Genomic DNA, 14,414 nt, shown 5'->3' on the forward strand with positions numbered 1-14,414 from the left:
CCCGGCTCCGCAGGCAGTGGCGCGGGCGCTCCCCTCGGGATATGATCGTTCCCGTCCGGATCCGGCGCGCGGCCTTCTTTCTCGCCGGCGCTCGACGGCAACCGAAGGGGAGTCCGATGCAAGAAGCTCTCGTCGTCCGCCGCGAAACGCATGTCTCGGCACCGCCAGCGGCAGTGTTCGCCCTACTCACCGACCCGGAGAAGATCCTGCGCTGGATGGGAACGGAGGCCGATGTCGAGCCGAAGCCCGAGGGGCTTTATCTCGTCAATGTTACCGGGGCCCGCTTCGCCCGCGGCTCCTTCCGCGAGGTGGTGCCGGTGCACCGCCTGGCTTACAGCTTCGGCTGGGACGACAGCGATGTCGTGCCGCCGGGCTCGAGTCTGGTCGAGATCGATCTGATCGAGCAGCCGGATGGAACGCTGGTGCGACTGACCCATTCGGGCCTGCCCAATGCCGAGCAATGTGCCGGCCATGCCGAAGGTTGGGCGCACTATCTCGATCGGCTTTCGGAAGTTGCCGCGGGACGCGACCCGGGGCCCGACCCGTGGCACGGCCGTACCGGGTGAGCCTGGGCCCCGGCCGCTGACCTGGGAGCTTCCGCCTCGTCCTTCTTGCGCGGAACTTTGCGGAGCCTGACGTGTTTGCCGTAGCCGCCGGCAACAAGGCGGCCCACAAGGTGTCGCGAGTGTTCGATGGAATCGAGAAGGAACAGTACCGAGGAAAGATCGTCCGCCGCTCGAACCATGCCGAGGCTCGAGCGCAACATAAACGCCATCCTGAAGCGGCGCGAGGAAGACGAACGCGGGCGGAGGGCTCACGACAGGGTCGCCCAGGCGATCACGAACTTCGCAGGCTCCATGACTTTTGTCGGCTTGCACGTCCTGGCGTTCGGCGCCTGGATCGCTCTGAACCTCGGTCTGGTCCCCGGCATACCGGTGTTCGACCCGACCTTTGCCGTCCTCGCCATGGTTGCTTCGGTGGAGGCGATCTTCATTTCCACTTTCGTTCTGATCAGCCAGAACCGGATGGCCGAGAAGGACGACGAGCGCTCCGACCTCAATCTGCAGATTTCGCTCCTTGCCGAGCAGGAGGCGACGCAACTGCTCGCGCTTCTTCGTGAGATAGCCGGCCGGCTGGGCGTGAAGGTGGACGGTGAAGAGGACATCCGTGAACTCACCAAGGAGATCACGCCGGAAGAGGTCCTCAATCGGCTCGAGGACCAGAAGGTCCGGTCGGGCGATTAGAACCACGCCCGTTTGCCGCAGGAACAATCGGCCGGGCCCGTCATTTGACGACTGACAGCAAAAGGAGTCCGAGATGGAGGAGTCACAAGCTATTTCCCGTCCGCAACGCGCTTCCGACTATTCCGGTCGCCAGATGGACTGCATCGCCGCTCTGCGGCCGGCCGTGTCGGACCTGGCGGCGACATCACAGGAAAGCATCGTGGCGGCGATGGGCGGGGAGTTGACCGACGATCTGCTGGCGCTCGCCCATCGGGCCGAGGCGGCCGGTTGGACGTTCGAGGAGGCATCGGCGGCGATCGAGGAGCTTGCGCGCGAATATGAGGGCGCCAAAGGAACCATCTTCGATTGAAACCGGTTGAACCCGGCGATCTGCTTCCACGATAAGGAGATAGAGGCCGTTGGCGAAACTCGGCGTTTTGACCCTCCACCGCTGCATAAACTATGGATCGTTCTGGCAGGCGCGATCTCTTGTCCACGGTCTTCGTTCGCTCGGCACCGACCCCATTGTCCTCGATCATCATTCCGCCCGCGTCACCCGGGCCGAGTGGCGTTGCGCGATGCAGCCGCTTCTGCCGGAGAGGACCCCGCGCGCCGACATTCCGCTCTACGCTTCCAAGATCAGAAAATTTCAGAGCGCCCTGGCTTCGGTGCCGATGAGTGCCCCCTTCGCACTGGACGACCCGGCCGGCGCCGAAGAATGCGACATCGTCGTCGTGGGCAGCGACGAGGTTTGGAACTTGCGGCACCCCTGGTACGGCGGTTGCTCGCTTTTCTACGGGGAAGGTCTCTCTGCCAAGAGAACCGTTTCCTACGCGGCGACGTTCGGAAACCACCCCGCGGCCGATGGCCTCGAACCATACTGGGCTGAAAGGCTGCGCAAATTCGATGGAATTTCCGTCCGCGACGACAATTCGAGGGCGATCATCGAAAAGGATGTGGGACGCGAGGCGACGCTCGTTCTCGACCCGTGCCTGCAGTTCCCAGAGACGATTTCCTTCGGCCCCAATGCTCTGGCTTCACGCCCCTACATAGCCGTCTACGGACATTCGTTCCCGTCATGGTTTCAGCACACGATCCGCCATTGGGCGACGACGCGCTCGCTGCCTCTCGTCAGCATAGGCTATCGCAACGAATGGGCGGACGAGCAGTGGCTCGATGCCGGGCCCTACGAGTTCGCCGCCTGCATGGCGGGTGCCGAGGCCGTCGCGACGAATTTCTTTCACGGCTGCGTCTTCTCCCTCCTCAACGCCAAGCCATTCGTCACGGTCCTTTCCGACTATCGTTCCAACAAGATCGCCGATCTCGCGCGCACCGCCGGCGCGGAACGGCACGTGGTATCGCAGGAGACGCCGCAAGCCGACTACGAGACACTTCTCGCGCAATCCCCGAGCCCGGCTGTCGCGCGAAGGCTCGCCGAACTCCGCCGGCAATCACGGACCTATCTGACAGATGTCCTCGCCTGAGCGACCCGCACCCGCCTCGGCCAGCGCCTTGCTCTCGCCGGGGCAGATGGCGAAATCCGGGCTCTGCATCGGTTGCGGCACGTGCATGGCGCAATCGAGCGGCAGCGCCGCGATGCGTCTCGACCGCTACGGCCAGCTCAAACCGGCCGCTGCACCTCGCCCCGGCGGTTTCGCCGAGCTGTGCCCCTTTTCGCCCCACGCCCGAAGCGAAGACCAGATCGCCGAGGCGCGCTTCGGATCGGCGCGATTTTACGACCCGCGGATCGGCCGCTTCGAAGCAGCCTATGTCGGCCATGTCAGCGAGGGCAGCTTTCGAGCGGACGGCAGTTCCGGCGGCATGGCCAGTTGGACCGCCGCGGAGCTTCTGAAGAGGAACCTGGTCGACGCGGTGGCGCATGTGGTTCCCTGTTCGGGCGCCGGCGACCGTCTGTTCCGGTATCAGGTCTCGCGGTCCGCGGATGACCTGCGCAAGGGCGCCAAGTCGCGCTATTATCCGGTGGAGCTCTCCGGCGTCATCGCCGAAATGAAGCGGCATCCCGGCCGCTACGCAGTCGTCGGGATACCCTGTTTCATCAAGGCGATCCATCTCCTCTGCCTCAACGACCCGGTGCTTGAGGAGCGCCTTGCCTTCACCCTCGGCCTGTTCTGCGGACACATGAAGAGCACCCGCTTCGTGGAAAGTTTCGCCTGGCAGATGGACACGGAAATGAACGCCGTGGCGGGCGTGGACTACCGCCTGAAGGATTCCGCAAGACCGGCAAACTGGTACACGGCCCATCTGCGGCTCAGGGACGGAAGCACGAGAAGCAAGGATTGGTGGCATCTGGTCGACGGCGACTGGGGAGCCGGGTTCTTCCAGAATTCCGCCTGCAATTTCTGCGATGACGTGGTTGCCGAAACGGCCGACATCTCCTTCGGCGACGCCTGGGTCGAACCCTATTCGTCCGACGGCCGCGGAACGAATGTGGTCGTCGTCCGCTCGCCCCTGCTGCAGACGCTCGTGGCCGAGGCGATCGACGCGGGAAGGCTCGACCTGAGCGCGGTCGACAGTGCCTTTGTCGTGGAGACGCAGGCTGCCGGCTTCAGGCAAAGACGGGAGGGGCTGGCCTTCCGGCTGGCCTGGCCGCGTTCCGGCATTCGACCGAGGAAACGCGTTGCGCCGAAGTGGAGGGGCTTGCCTGCACGGCGGATGCTGGTTTACTGGCTGCGCAGCGCGATCAGCGCAAACAGCCACCGTGTCTTCTGGCTTGCCAGAGCCCTGAACATGCCGGCCGCCTATCTCCGCTGGGCGTCGGCGATGCTCGCTCTCTACCAGGGCGTGACCTATTCACGCGGCTGGATCGGCAAGCTCGCCGATGCCATCGCGACGCCTTGGCGCAAGGGCTCGAAGGACGACGGGGCGGGCGCATAGCGCGCCGTCATTTCGGCACAGAATTCGGCAAACTCCTCCGGTACGAGGGGCGCGCTCGTGTGGTGCGGAGCAAGCCCCCGGTGCTCGGGCGTGAAGCAGTAGGTGACGGTGACGTCGAAATCCTCGAGTGCCTCCATCTGGCGATCGAACCAGTCGAGCGCATTCGGCCGGAAGCGGTCGGCCCAGGAGAGTCCGGTGCGCAGATATGTGACGCCGAGACGCTTCATCCAGGCGACGGCATCGTCGAGGCGCGGGTCCTCGAAATGGAACCATTGTACGAGCCCGATCTCCGGCGTGTGGCGGGCAAACTCCTCGAGCGCCAGTTTCGGCGTTCCGTCCTCGCGCAGAAGACCCATGTAGAAATGCCGGTAATAGGAAGAACCTTCGGCCTCCCGATGCCGCGTCGTCGCCGGCCAGGCCCGCGGCAGGTCGTAAAGGCTGTACCATTGGATCCGATCCGCCCGGCCCTTCAGGAGTTCGGCGGTTCGCTTCAGTCCCCAAAGCTGCACTTCCTCGGCGCCGAAGGTGGAGACGCCGACCTCGCTTACCCAGACCGGCAGTTCGGTGACGCTCTTCAGTTCATCGAGCTTCTGCGGCCATTCATGGATCTGCCAGAGGTTCCAGTCGAGCGGGAAACCATGGGCCGCGACGGCGTCGACATGGTCGAGCACGCCCTCCGATTTCATCAGAGCGAGGAAGTTCGAATCGATGGGCGAAATTCCGCCGAGCACGCGTGTGAGCCCGGGATTGACCTCCCGGATCGCAGCCGCGGCCAGCTTCGCCATATGGGCAAAGCGGCTCCAGTCCGGATCGATCTCCGGATCCCAATGCGACTTGTTGTTCGGCTCGTTCCAGATCATGGCGGCTTCGATCATGAGTACCTCCGAATTGCCGGAAACGCCGGCCGGCCCCCCGCATTTGCGGCACCGGCGGACGCGGCCGGCCGGCTACGACACGTTTTCGTTCAACGTCAGGATTTTCGCGCCCCAATCGCCCATCACCAGCACCGAGACGGAGGCAGGGGCGATTTCGAAGCGCGGCCAGGCGTCGGCGGAAAGGCCTAGAATATGACAGACCAGGGTTTTGATGACGTCCGCGTGGCTGACCAGGGCGACCTTCTCCTTGCCGTGGCGCTGCGCAAGCGCCGCCACAAGTCCCACCGCCCGGCATTGCACGTCCAGCATCGTCTCCCCGCCCGGGGCACGCACGAGGCTTCGCATCGCGTTCCATCGCCGCCAGAGCGGGTCGGTATCGAGGACGTCGAAAGTCTTGCCCGACCAGTCGCCGAAATCCACCTCGTCGAGAGCTTCCGTGGTCACGACCTCCGCGACTTCCGACGCCGCGGCGATCGCCGCGGCCGTTTCCTGCGTGCGCTTGCGCGGGCTCGCATAGATCGAGCCTATGCCTTCGCCGGCCAGACGCGCCGCGAGCCGCTGGGCCTGCTCGCGGCCCGCGGTGCCGAGCGGCACGTCGCCGGTCCGCCCGGCAAGAAAGCAGCCGACCCTGTCATGGGCGGCATGCCGCACCAGAAGGAAAGTGGTCGTCACTCGGCGGCCCCCAGGAGTGCGTCGGTATCGCCGGCGATGAATTCCTCGAGGCGTCTGCGCGCTTCGGCATCGGTGAACTGCCGCGGCGGCGACTTCATGAAGTAGCTCGAAGGGGCAATCAGCGGACCGGCGATGCCGCGGTCGATTGCGAGTTTGGCGCAGCGAACCGCATCGATGACGACTCCTGCGGAATTCGGCGAGTCCCAGACTTCGAGCTTCAGTTCCACGTTGAGGGGGACGTTGCCGAATGTCGTGCCCTCGACGCGAATATAGGCGAACTTGCGGTCGGCAAGCCAAGGGACGTGATCGCTCGGGCCCACGTGGATGTCGCCGGCCGCGAGCGGAATATCCATCTGGCTGACGACCGATTGGGTCTTGGAAATCTTCTTCGATTCGAGCCGTTCCCGCTCGAGCATGTTGAGAAAGTCGGTATTGCCGCCGAAATTGAGCTGGTAGGTCCGATCTATGCGCACCCCCCGGTCGCGAAAGAGGTTGGCAAGCAACCGATGCACGATGGTCGCGCCGACCTGGCTCTTTATGTCGTCGCCGATGAGCGGCAGGCCGCGCTCGGCGAATTTGCGCTGCCACGCCTTGTCCGAGGCGATGAAAACGGGAATGCAGTTGACGAAACCGCAGCCGGCGGCAAGCGCCTGCTCCGCATACCAGCGCGTGGCGACTTCGGAACCGACCGGAAGATAGGAGACGAGCACGTCCGTCTCGGTCCGCCGCAGGACCTCCGCGACGTCGGCGGCGGGCGCATCGGATTCCTCGATCTCCTCGCGCAGATAGCGGCCGATGCCGTCGAGCGTTCTGCCGCGCTCGACGAGCACGCCGGTGGCGGGAACTTCCGCAAAGCGGAACGTGTTGTTGGGAGCGGCGAAGATGGCCTCCGCGACATCGCGCCCGACCTTCGAAGCGGCGACGTCGAAGGCCGCGGAGACCTCGATATCACCGACGTGGTATCCGCCGAGACTGGTATGCATCAGCCCCGGAACCGGCTCGTCCTCCTTCGCGTCGCGATAGAATGTCAGCCCTTGGACGAGGGAGGACGCGCAATTGCCGACACCGACCAGCCCGACCCGAATGGAGTTCGATCGCATCTCACCACTACTCCTGCGCAGTATCTACAATGCTTGCCAAACCCGCGCGCAACCGATTGGTTCCTTCTTCTTTCTCCCGTTTCTCGCGCATCGCGGATCGAATTCAGCCGCAGCGCGTTGACTGGGCGGACAGGAAAGTGAGCGAGACTTCATGCTCGTATACGGTGACGCAAAGCGCCTGGAGCGCGCCGACACGCTATGCGCAGAGATCGCCTCGCGCCTGCATACGGCCCAACACCAGCCGCCAGGCATCGCCCGCCACACCGAGCTCGTCGCCATCCTGCTCAGGGCCGGGGAACTGGTGCAGGGGCTTGCCGACCTGGAACTGGCGCGGATGGGAGCCGACGACATCTCCGCATCGCGCCAGACCGGCGAGTGCCTCCTCCTCGACCTTGCCGGGCTCGTCGCCCGGTCCTGGCGCCAGGGCTTCGCCGGCCCGGTGGTCGTGCCGGCCCGTGTCGCAAGGTCGCTGGCGGACAGCCAGGCACCGCTTTCCCTCAGCATTCGCGAGCCGGAAGGCTATGCCTTCTATGCTCTTTACCCGGAGAGCTATCTCGAGGCCGCGGCAGGTTCCGGGCTTGCTGCCGACACGGTGGTGATCGGCCTGCGCAGCATCGGGACCACGCTCTCGGCGATTGTCGCGGCTTCCATCGGTGCGGCGCCTCCCATCACACTGCGGCCGGTCGGCGATCCTTTCCGAAGGCGCCTTGCAGTCGCGCCGCAACTTGCGGAACGGCTGCTGCGCGACCGGGCGGCGGATTTCGCGATCGTGGACGAAGGACCCGGCCTTTCCGGCAGCTCGTTCGGATGCGTCGCGGATTGGCTGGAGGATCACGACGTCAGCGCCAACCGCATTCACTTCTTCCCCGGCCACAAGGGCGGACTTGGGCCGCAATCCTGCGGCCGTCATCGCAAGCGCTGGGCGGAAAGGCTGCGCCATGTCATCGACGTCGACGATCTCCTGATCAAGCCGTCGCACTCTGCCCGCCACCTCGCCGATTGGGTCGCCCATCTCGTCGGCCCGCTCGAGAAGCCGCTCGAAGACGTCTCAGCCGGCCTATGGCGCAAGAAGCTTCCCGGCGATCGCTGGCCTCCCGCAGACGGCAGGTTCGAACGCCGGAAATTCCTGGCGCACACCGCCGACGGCCCGTGGCTCGTCAAGTTTGCGGGACTCGGCGAAGCCGGGCAGCGCAAGCTCGTCAGGGCGCGTCTTCTTGCCGAGGCAGGCTTCACGCCACCGGTCGCCGGATTATGCCATGGCTTTCTGGTTCAGAAATGGGTTTCGGCGAAGCCGATGGCGCCGCCGGAATTCCGCCGGCCGGCCTTCATCGCCCATCTCGGCCGCTACCTGTCCTTCCGGGCGCACAGCCTGCCGCCGCCCGCGGCGCAAGGGGCATCCATGGCCAAACTTTGCGAGATGGCAGTGATCAACACCGAAGAGGCATTGGGCAGAGCGGCAGCGTCGCGGCTGAAGAGCCGCCTCGGCGATGCGGAACGATACGATTCGACGATCGTGCCGGTCGATACGGACAACCGGCTTCACCGGTGGGAATGGCTGGTCGCAGGAGAGCGACACATTCTCAAGACCGATGCGTTCGACCACAGCAGCGCCCATGACCTCGTCGGCTGTCAGGACATCGGCTGGGACATTGCGGGCGCGAGCATAGAATTCGACCTCACGGGCGAGGAGCGGGCGGCGCTGCGCGCGGCCGTATCCGAAGGCTGCTCGCGCATTCCGGATGCCGGGCTGCTGGAGCTCTTCGAACTCTCCTATCTCGCCTTCCAGCTGGGCATGTGGATGTCGGCAAAGGCCGTGGCCACCCCCGATGAAGTCCCCCGGCTGGAGGCCGCAGCCGCCCGCTATGCGAGGCTCCTTCGGCGCCGGATCGTGAATTAGGATAGGAGCCGCAGCGGACGGCACGCCGCCCTACCGCCCATAAATCCTGTCCAGCACATCCGCCACTGTGACCAGATATTCGTTGTCGGGATCGAAGCGCGCGCCTGCGGCCAGCCTCTCGGCCCAGCCCGCCGCCGCGCGTCCGCCCCAGGCATCGGGGGGAACCGCAAGCACCTCGCGCTGCGTGCCGCGATACCGTTCGGCCGTGAAGTCCAGATAAGACCCGCTGACGTTTCTCAGGCTGGCGCCGCCTTCGGTGCCATAGAAGTCGGCGCTGATCACCGCATCGCATCCGGCCTGCAAATGCCATGAGCATGCGATCCTGGCGAGAGCGCCGTTCGCCAGTTCGACCGTGGCGACGGCGTAATCCTCGACCTCGTCGCCGTCGCGGCGGATGGGCAGACCTTTGGCGAAGAGCCTGCTTTCCACGCGGGCGACGTCCGGGAACCCGAGGGCCCAGAGAAGGAGGTCGACCAGGTGCACGCCGAGATCTATGACGCAGCCGCCGCCGGAAAGCGCCTTGTCGTAGAACCACGGTTTGCTCGGCCCGTAGGCATTGTGGAAGGTGAGGTCCACGGCGAACACGGTGCCGAGTTCGCCCGACGCGATCAGGTCGCGAATCTGCCGCATGCCGTTGGTGTAGCGATAGGAGAGATCGACGCTCAAAAGCCTGTCGACGTGCCGGGCGGTTTCGACCACCGCCGCGGTCTCGTCGCGCGTGCGGCCGAGCGGCTTCTGGCAGAAAACCGCCACGCCCTGCTCCAATGCCACGATCGATTGGGCGGCGTGGAGCGCGCTCGGCGAGGCGATCACGATGCCGTCGAGCTCCTGGTCGAGCAGTGCCTCGAGCGAGTTCACGACGGAGGCCTCGGGGGTCAGCTCGCGGGCCGCCGCCGCCATTTCCGGCGAAGGATCGAAAATCGCGACGGTTTCGACGGATCCGGTTTCGACCACCGCCTTCATCCGGTGGAAGCCGATTCTTCCGACGCCGAGAAAGCCGACGCGGGGGCGAATGACGGCCTTCGGGCTCGTTGAAAGCTGCATTGCGTCACTCATGGCAGATCACCAGCGCTTTGATGAAACCTTCCGGCCGGTCGCGCGTCATGTCGAGCGCGGCGCCGAGTTCTTCGAGCGGAAACCGATGGGTGTAGAGCCGCGAGGGAGAAAAACCACCCGCTGCCGTCGCTTCGATCGCCTCGTTCATGCCGCGCATATAAACGGCGGGATCGCGTTCATGCGCATTGATCACGTCCAGGCCGCGCCAGTTCCAGAGCTGCATGTTCACCTGTCGGGGGCCGTCCTGGTGGTAGCCTGCGACGACGAGCCTGCCGCGCTCCTTCGTCAGTTCGCCGGCAAGATCGAGCGGCCATTGCTTGCCGACCGCCTCGATGACGCAATCGCAGAAACGCCCGTCGGTCAGTTGCTTCACCTCTTCGATGATCCGCCAGTGATCGTCCATGGGAATCACTTCTCTCGCACCGGCCTGCTTGGCCGCGGCGAGCGAAGACGGCCTGCGCGATATCGCTATCACCCGCGCGCCGGCAGCGCTTGCGAGCTCGGTCAGAAGAATCCCGAGAAAGCCGATACCGACGATCGCCACAGTCTCTCCCGGACTGATCGCGCTGCGCCGGAAGATGTTGAAGGCACAGCCGAGCGGTTCGCCGGGAAAGGGCTGATCTGCAAGAGACGCCGGCAAGGGCGCGATCGCGCTCTGATCGGCGATGTCGTGCGTGGCATAGGCATGGTAGGAAAGTGCCGCCACGCGATCGCCCGGCGCGAAACCCTGCACGCCCTCGCCGACCGCGTCGACAATGCCCCAGCCCTCGTGTCCGAGCGCGCCGGGTTCCGTCGGAAACTGCATCCATTCCGGACCCGCCCAGGGAACGAGATTTGAGGCGCAGACGCCGCAGCCTTCGAGCCTGATCCGCACCTGGCCGCGACCCGGTTGCGGCAACGGCAACGTCTCTATGCGCACCGCGCCCGGCCCGGTGACGATAGCGGCGGACATCGTGTCCGTCCGCTGAGATATGCTGATGTTCATGTCAGCTCCTTCCCTCGGTGGCGACCTGTCCGGCAGCCCGAAAAGGGTGTCGCGAGGTCCGCCGGACCCGCCCCTGCCCCCGGCTCAAGAAAGCTCTGAGCAATGTTCAAGAGCCTCCCGCCCTTAACTTGATGTTGCAGCTTTTGTTCCTGATGCCCGCAGTTCGCGTGGAACACTCCCGCGAAAGAGAGGTTTGTACCTTGGCACGGGGCGACGCCCCCGGGGGATCAAAGAAGAACATCAAAGAAGAAGAAGTCAAAGAAGAAGGAACATTTGCGACGCACGTTTGTTGGAGGTTTGTCTCTATCTCTGATTGGTCATCATCAGGTGCATTATGACAAAAGTACTTGTTACCGGCGGCTGCGGCTTCATAGGGCGGCATGTTGTCGAAGAGCTTCTTTCAAGGAACTACGACCTGCGCGTCCTCGATGCGTTGAACGATCAGGTCCATGCGGATGCGCAGGTCACGCTGCCACCGGAAGTAGACATGCGGCGCGCCGACATATGCGACGCAGACGCGGTGAAAAGCGCGCTGAAGGACGTCGATCACGTCATTCATCTCGCCGCGGAAGTCGGCGTCGGCCAATCGATGTACGAGATTTCCCGCTATGTCGGCGTCAACGACCTGGGCACCGCCGTCCTGCTCGAGGCGATGATCGGCATGCCGATCCGGCGGATCGTCGTCGCCTCTTCCATGAGCGTTTACGGCGAAGGCTTGTACGAGACGACGGCCGGCGAGCGTCGTGCGCATATCCGGCGATCCCCCGCCGAGATCAAAGCCGGCGCCTGGAACCCGTCCGGTCCTGACGGCGAACGCCTGAGGCCAATCGCCACCGACGAGAACAAGCCGGTCGACCTCGCTTCCATCTACGCGCTCACCAAATATGCACAGGAGCGTCAGGTCCTTATATTCGGGGAAGCCTATGGGACGGACGCGGTGGCGCTGCGGCTCTTCAACGTCTACGGCGCCGGCCAGGCGCTTTCCAACCCTTATACGGGCGTGCTTGCCAACTTCGCCTCCCGCCTTGCCAACGGGCAATCGCCGATGGTCTTCGAGGACGGCCGGCAGAAACGCGACTTCGTGCATGTTCGCGACGTGGCGCGTGCCTTCCGGCTGGCGCTCGAACAGCCGCACGCCGCCGGCCACGTCATCAATATAGGCAGCGGCAACGCCTACGCCATTGCGGACATCGCCTCGCTGCTTGCCGAAGCGATGGGTGTACCGGAGATCGAGCCGGAGATCATGAACAAGGCCCGCTCAGGCGATATCCGCAATTGCTTCGCCGATATCGCCAAGGCACGCGACCTTCTCGGCTTCGAACCGGCCCACCGGCTCGAGGATTCTCTTGCGGACTTCGCCCAATGGGTCCGCAGCGCCGGCGCGATCGACCGCGGCGCCGAGATGAAACGCCATCTGGAAGCACGGGGGCTGGTCCTATGAGCGGCCGGACGGTCGGTACGGACCGGCATCTGGCGGCGCCCGCTCTTTCCGGCAAGACGGCGCCGATCCTGGTCGTTGGCGGCAGCGGCTTTCTCGGCAGCAATCTGGCCGACAGCTTTCTGCGCGACGGCGAGCACGTGATCGTTCTCGACAATCTCAGCCGTCCCGGCGTCGAGCGAAACCTCGAATGGCTGGTGGACGGCCACGGCCGTGCCGTCGAGGCATTGATCGCGGATATCCGCGACCTCGGCGCGATCGAACCCGCCTTCAGAGAAGCCAAGGCAGTGTTTCACTTTGCGGCCCAGACGGCGGTTACCACCAGCCTCGAGCAGCCGACGGACGATTTCGAGACGAATGCCCGCGGCACGCTCAACGTGCTCGAAGCCGCACGCCTGGCCGGGCGCCGTGCGCCCGTCATCTTCGCCAGCACAAACAAGGTCTATGGCGCCCTCGGGCACATGGCGATGCAGGAGATGCGGGGCCGTTACATGCCGGCCGACGAGGCGACACGCGAGCATGGCGTCGGCGAGGCCCAACCGCTGGATTTCTGTACGCCCTACGGCTGCTCGAAGGGCGTCGCCGACCAGTATGTGCTGGATTATGCCCGCTCCTTTGGCTTGCCGACGGCCGTGCTCAGGATGAGCTGCGTCTATGGGCCGAGGCAGTTCGGCACCGAGGACCAGGGCTGGGTCGCCCATTTCCTCATTCGCGCCCTCGCCGGCGAGCCTGTTTCGATCTATGGCGACGGCAAGCAGGTCCGCGACATTCTCCATGTCACCGATGCGGTCGCGGCCTATAGGGCGCTCCTGAAATCGATCGACCGCCTGAAGGGGCGCGCTTTCAATCTGGGAGGCGGACCCGCCAATGCCGTCAGCATTATGGACGTGCTGAGCGAGATCGAGCTTTTGACCGGCCGCGCGCTATCGAAGGCAAAAAGCGATTGGCGCGCAGGCGACCAATTGTACTTCGTCGCCGATACGCGCGCGATCGCCGATGCGCTTGGCTGGAAGGCCGCAATGCCCTGGCGCGAGGGTTTGCGCGACCTCTACGCCTGGCTTCACGAGGATCGGGGTGCGGTCAGCAGGATCCGGCGCCAACCGCGGAGGGTCACCGCATGAGCCTTCCCGCCGTTTCCGCTGCTCGATTCGACGGCCGCCGCAGGGCCCCGGGCCCACTGCCGCGGCGGGTGTTGATGACCGTGGATGCCGTCGGCGGCGTCTGGCGCTATGCGATGGATCTCGCCGCGGCCTTGCGCGATTGCGGCGTGGAGCCGCTGATCGTCGGCCTCGGCCCGCAACCTTCCCCGGAGCAACGGCGCGAGGCAAACAGCATCGGCCGGCTCGAATGGACGGCTCAGCCGCTCGACTGGATGGTCGAAGACGAGAGCGAGCTCGACCGCGTCCCGCACCTCCTGTCCGACCTTGCGCTCCGGCATTCCGTCGATCTCCTCCATCTCAACCTGCCGTCCCAGGCGGCGCGAATAACGGCGGAACTACCGCTCGTCACCATGTCGCATTCCTGCGTCGCCTCCTGGTTCGCTGCGGTGCGCGGGTCCGGTTTGCCGGAAGGCTGGGCCTGGCAGAAGCGATTGAACCGGTTGGGATTCGACCGCGCCGACCTGGTGCTCGCGCCGAGCCGAAGCCATGCCGCGACCCTGACGCGCACTTACGGCGCAATCACCGATCTCGCAGTCGTCTACAATGCGAGCCGGAATGCATGCTCCGTCGGCACCAAGGAAAACTTCGTCTTTGCCGCCGGTCGCTGGTGGGACGAAGGCAAGAACGGCGCCGTGCTCGACAGGGCCGCCGCCTACATAGGCTGGCCGGTCGTGATGGCCGGCGCCTGCGAAGGCCCGAACGGGCAGCGCGTGGCGATCATGCATGCCGTTCACGAAGGCGAACTCAGCCACGACCGGACGATGAGGCTGATGTCGAAGGCGGCGATCGTCGTCTCTCCATCGGTCTATGAGCCCTTCGGGCTGGTGGCGCTGGAAGCCGCGCGTGCAGGCGCCGCACTGGTTCTCGCCGACATCGAGACCTATCGCGAGCTCTGGGAGGGCGTTGCCCTTTTCGCCGACCCCGGTGATCCCGCCGCCTTTGCCGAAGCCGTCAACCGGCTGACGGAGGATGCAAAGCTCAGGGCCGACCTTGGCCGGCGGGCGCAGCTGCGCTCAGCCGATTTCACCGTCGAGGCTCAGCGCGACGCGGTGCTCGCCGCCTACCGGCGGGTGATGAGCGGGTCCGATCGATTGACGGCAGCGGAGTGAGCGG

Annotated in this window: 14 protein-coding genes; 9 read left to right on the top strand and 5 right to left on the bottom strand. The window is 65.1% G+C overall.

The window, feature by feature from the left end:
- Window positions 1-116 precede the first annotated feature (116 nt).
- From AC6CIG_RS17935 to AC6CIG_RS17955, 5 genes are all read left to right on the top strand, one after another.
- Entirely contained in the window at window positions 117-566 is a 450-nt protein-coding gene (locus AC6CIG_RS17935) for an SRPBCC family protein (RefSeq protein WP_003528608.1), read from the top strand.
- 126 nt (window positions 567-692) lie between these two features.
- Window positions 693-1,244, top strand: a complete 552-nt coding sequence (locus AC6CIG_RS17940; protein ID WP_411926363.1) for a DUF1003 domain-containing protein — start codon at window positions 693-695, stop codon at window positions 1,242-1,244.
- A gap of 73 nt (window positions 1,245-1,317) precedes the next feature.
- On the top strand, window positions 1,318-1,593 hold the full coding sequence (locus tag AC6CIG_RS17945) for a hypothetical protein (protein ID WP_102762863.1): 276 nt from the start codon (window positions 1,318-1,320) through the stop codon (window positions 1,591-1,593).
- A gap of 49 nt (window positions 1,594-1,642) precedes the next feature.
- Window positions 1,643-2,707 (top strand): polysaccharide pyruvyl transferase family protein, encoded by a 1,065-nt coding sequence (locus tag AC6CIG_RS17950; protein ID WP_498323203.1) that lies wholly within the window; start codon window positions 1,643-1,645, stop codon window positions 2,705-2,707.
- The gene (locus AC6CIG_RS17955; protein ID WP_498323204.1) at window positions 2,694-4,118 is read left to right on the top strand and encodes a Coenzyme F420 hydrogenase/dehydrogenase, beta subunit C-terminal domain; all 1,425 of its coding nucleotides are present in this window, start codon (window positions 2,694-2,696) and stop codon (window positions 4,116-4,118) included. Before AC6CIG_RS17950 ends, AC6CIG_RS17955 begins: the two co-directional genes overlap by 14 nt.
- Here the strand turns inward: AC6CIG_RS17955 and AC6CIG_RS17960 are convergent.
- The 3 genes from AC6CIG_RS17960 to AC6CIG_RS17970 all read right to left on the bottom strand — a co-directional run bounded on the left by AC6CIG_RS17960 (window position 4,031) and on the right by AC6CIG_RS17970 (window position 6,765).
- Window positions 4,031-4,993: a glycoside hydrolase 5 family protein gene (locus tag AC6CIG_RS17960; RefSeq protein WP_498323205.1), complete on the bottom strand. Its 963-nt coding sequence runs from the start codon at window positions 4,991-4,993 to the stop codon at window positions 4,031-4,033. The genes AC6CIG_RS17955 and AC6CIG_RS17960 overlap by 88 nt on opposite strands.
- 72 nt (window positions 4,994-5,065) lie before the next feature.
- Window positions 5,066-5,665 (bottom strand): histidine phosphatase family protein, encoded by a 600-nt coding sequence (locus AC6CIG_RS17965; RefSeq protein ID WP_498323207.1) that lies wholly within the window; start codon window positions 5,663-5,665, stop codon window positions 5,066-5,068.
- Window positions 5,662-6,765, bottom strand: coding sequence for an inositol-3-phosphate synthase (locus AC6CIG_RS17970; protein WP_498323208.1), 1,104 nt, complete (start codon window positions 6,763-6,765; stop codon window positions 5,662-5,664). The genes AC6CIG_RS17965 and AC6CIG_RS17970 overlap by 4 nt, the downstream gene beginning before the upstream one ends.
- Before the next feature lie 151 nt (window positions 6,766-6,916).
- On the opposite strand from AC6CIG_RS17970, the gene AC6CIG_RS17975 reads away from it, so the two are divergent.
- Window positions 6,917-8,662 carry a hypothetical protein gene (locus AC6CIG_RS17975; protein ID WP_498323210.1) on the top strand — a complete coding sequence of 582 codons (1,746 nt, stop codon included), beginning with the start codon at window positions 6,917-6,919 and terminating at the stop codon, window positions 8,660-8,662.
- Between the two features lie 30 nt (window positions 8,663-8,692).
- On the opposite strand, the gene AC6CIG_RS17980 is transcribed toward AC6CIG_RS17975, so the two are convergent.
- Both AC6CIG_RS17980 and AC6CIG_RS17985 read right to left on the bottom strand, forming a co-directional pair.
- On the bottom strand, window positions 8,693-9,718 hold the full coding sequence (locus AC6CIG_RS17980; protein ID WP_498323211.1) for a Gfo/Idh/MocA family protein: 1,026 nt from the start codon (window positions 9,716-9,718) through the stop codon (window positions 8,693-8,695).
- Window positions 9,711-10,703: an MDR/zinc-dependent alcohol dehydrogenase-like family protein gene (locus AC6CIG_RS17985; protein ID WP_498323213.1), complete on the bottom strand. Its 993-nt coding sequence runs from the start codon at window positions 10,701-10,703 to the stop codon at window positions 9,711-9,713. Before AC6CIG_RS17985 ends, AC6CIG_RS17980 begins: the two co-directional genes overlap by 8 nt.
- A 334-nt stretch (window positions 10,704-11,037) precedes the next feature.
- Here AC6CIG_RS17985 and AC6CIG_RS17990 point away from each other — a divergent pair, with 334 nt between their 5' ends.
- Genes AC6CIG_RS17990 through AC6CIG_RS18000 form a run of 3 tightly spaced genes read left to right on the top strand, consistent with a single transcriptional unit; the run spans window position 11,038 to window position 14,410 of the window.
- Complete coding sequence (locus AC6CIG_RS17990; RefSeq protein ID WP_013850095.1) at window positions 11,038-12,144, top strand: NAD-dependent epimerase/dehydratase family protein; 1,107 nt, start codon at window positions 11,038-11,040, stop codon at window positions 12,142-12,144.
- Window positions 12,141-13,262, top strand: coding sequence for an NAD-dependent epimerase/dehydratase family protein (locus AC6CIG_RS17995; protein WP_498323215.1), 1,122 nt, complete (start codon window positions 12,141-12,143; stop codon window positions 13,260-13,262). The genes AC6CIG_RS17990 and AC6CIG_RS17995 overlap by 4 nt, the downstream gene beginning before the upstream one ends.
- Window positions 13,259-14,410 (top strand): glycosyltransferase family 4 protein, encoded by a 1,152-nt coding sequence (locus AC6CIG_RS18000; protein ID WP_498323216.1) that lies wholly within the window; start codon window positions 13,259-13,261, stop codon window positions 14,408-14,410. The genes AC6CIG_RS17995 and AC6CIG_RS18000 overlap by 4 nt, the downstream gene beginning before the upstream one ends.
- The last annotated feature ends 4 nt before the right edge of the window (window positions 14,411-14,414 follow it).

The sequence above is a fragment of the Sinorhizobium sp. GQ132 genome, assembly GCF_059758575.1.

Coding starts and splice junctions, on each gene's coding strand:
- AC6CIG_RS17935 (WP_003528608.1), top strand. CDS start 117: ATGCAAGAAGCTCTCGTCGTCCGCCGCGAAACGCATGTCTCGGCACCG.
- AC6CIG_RS17940 (WP_411926363.1), top strand. CDS start 693: ATGGAATCGAGAAGGAACAGTACCGAGGAAAGATCGTCCGCCGCTCGA.
- AC6CIG_RS17985 (WP_498323213.1), bottom strand. CDS start 10,703: ATGAACATCAGCATATCTCAGCGGACGGACACGATGTCCGCCGCTATC.
- AC6CIG_RS17980 (WP_498323211.1), bottom strand. CDS start 9,718: ATGAGTGACGCAATGCAGCTTTCAACGAGCCCGAAGGCCGTCATTCGC.
- AC6CIG_RS18000 (WP_498323216.1), top strand. CDS start 13,259: ATGAGCCTTCCCGCCGTTTCCGCTGCTCGATTCGACGGCCGCCGCAGG.
- AC6CIG_RS17990 (WP_013850095.1), top strand. CDS start 11,038: ATGACAAAAGTACTTGTTACCGGCGGCTGCGGCTTCATAGGGCGGCAT.
- AC6CIG_RS17995 (WP_498323215.1), top strand. CDS start 12,141: ATGAGCGGCCGGACGGTCGGTACGGACCGGCATCTGGCGGCGCCCGCT.
- AC6CIG_RS17975 (WP_498323210.1), top strand. CDS start 6,917: ATGCTCGTATACGGTGACGCAAAGCGCCTGGAGCGCGCCGACACGCTA.
- AC6CIG_RS17955 (WP_498323204.1), top strand. CDS start 2,694: ATGTCCTCGCCTGAGCGACCCGCACCCGCCTCGGCCAGCGCCTTGCTC.
- AC6CIG_RS17960 (WP_498323205.1), bottom strand. CDS start 4,993: ATGATCGAAGCCGCCATGATCTGGAACGAGCCGAACAACAAGTCGCAT.
- AC6CIG_RS17970 (WP_498323208.1), bottom strand. CDS start 6,765: ATGCGATCGAACTCCATTCGGGTCGGGCTGGTCGGTGTCGGCAATTGC.
- AC6CIG_RS17945 (WP_102762863.1), top strand. CDS start 1,318: ATGGAGGAGTCACAAGCTATTTCCCGTCCGCAACGCGCTTCCGACTAT.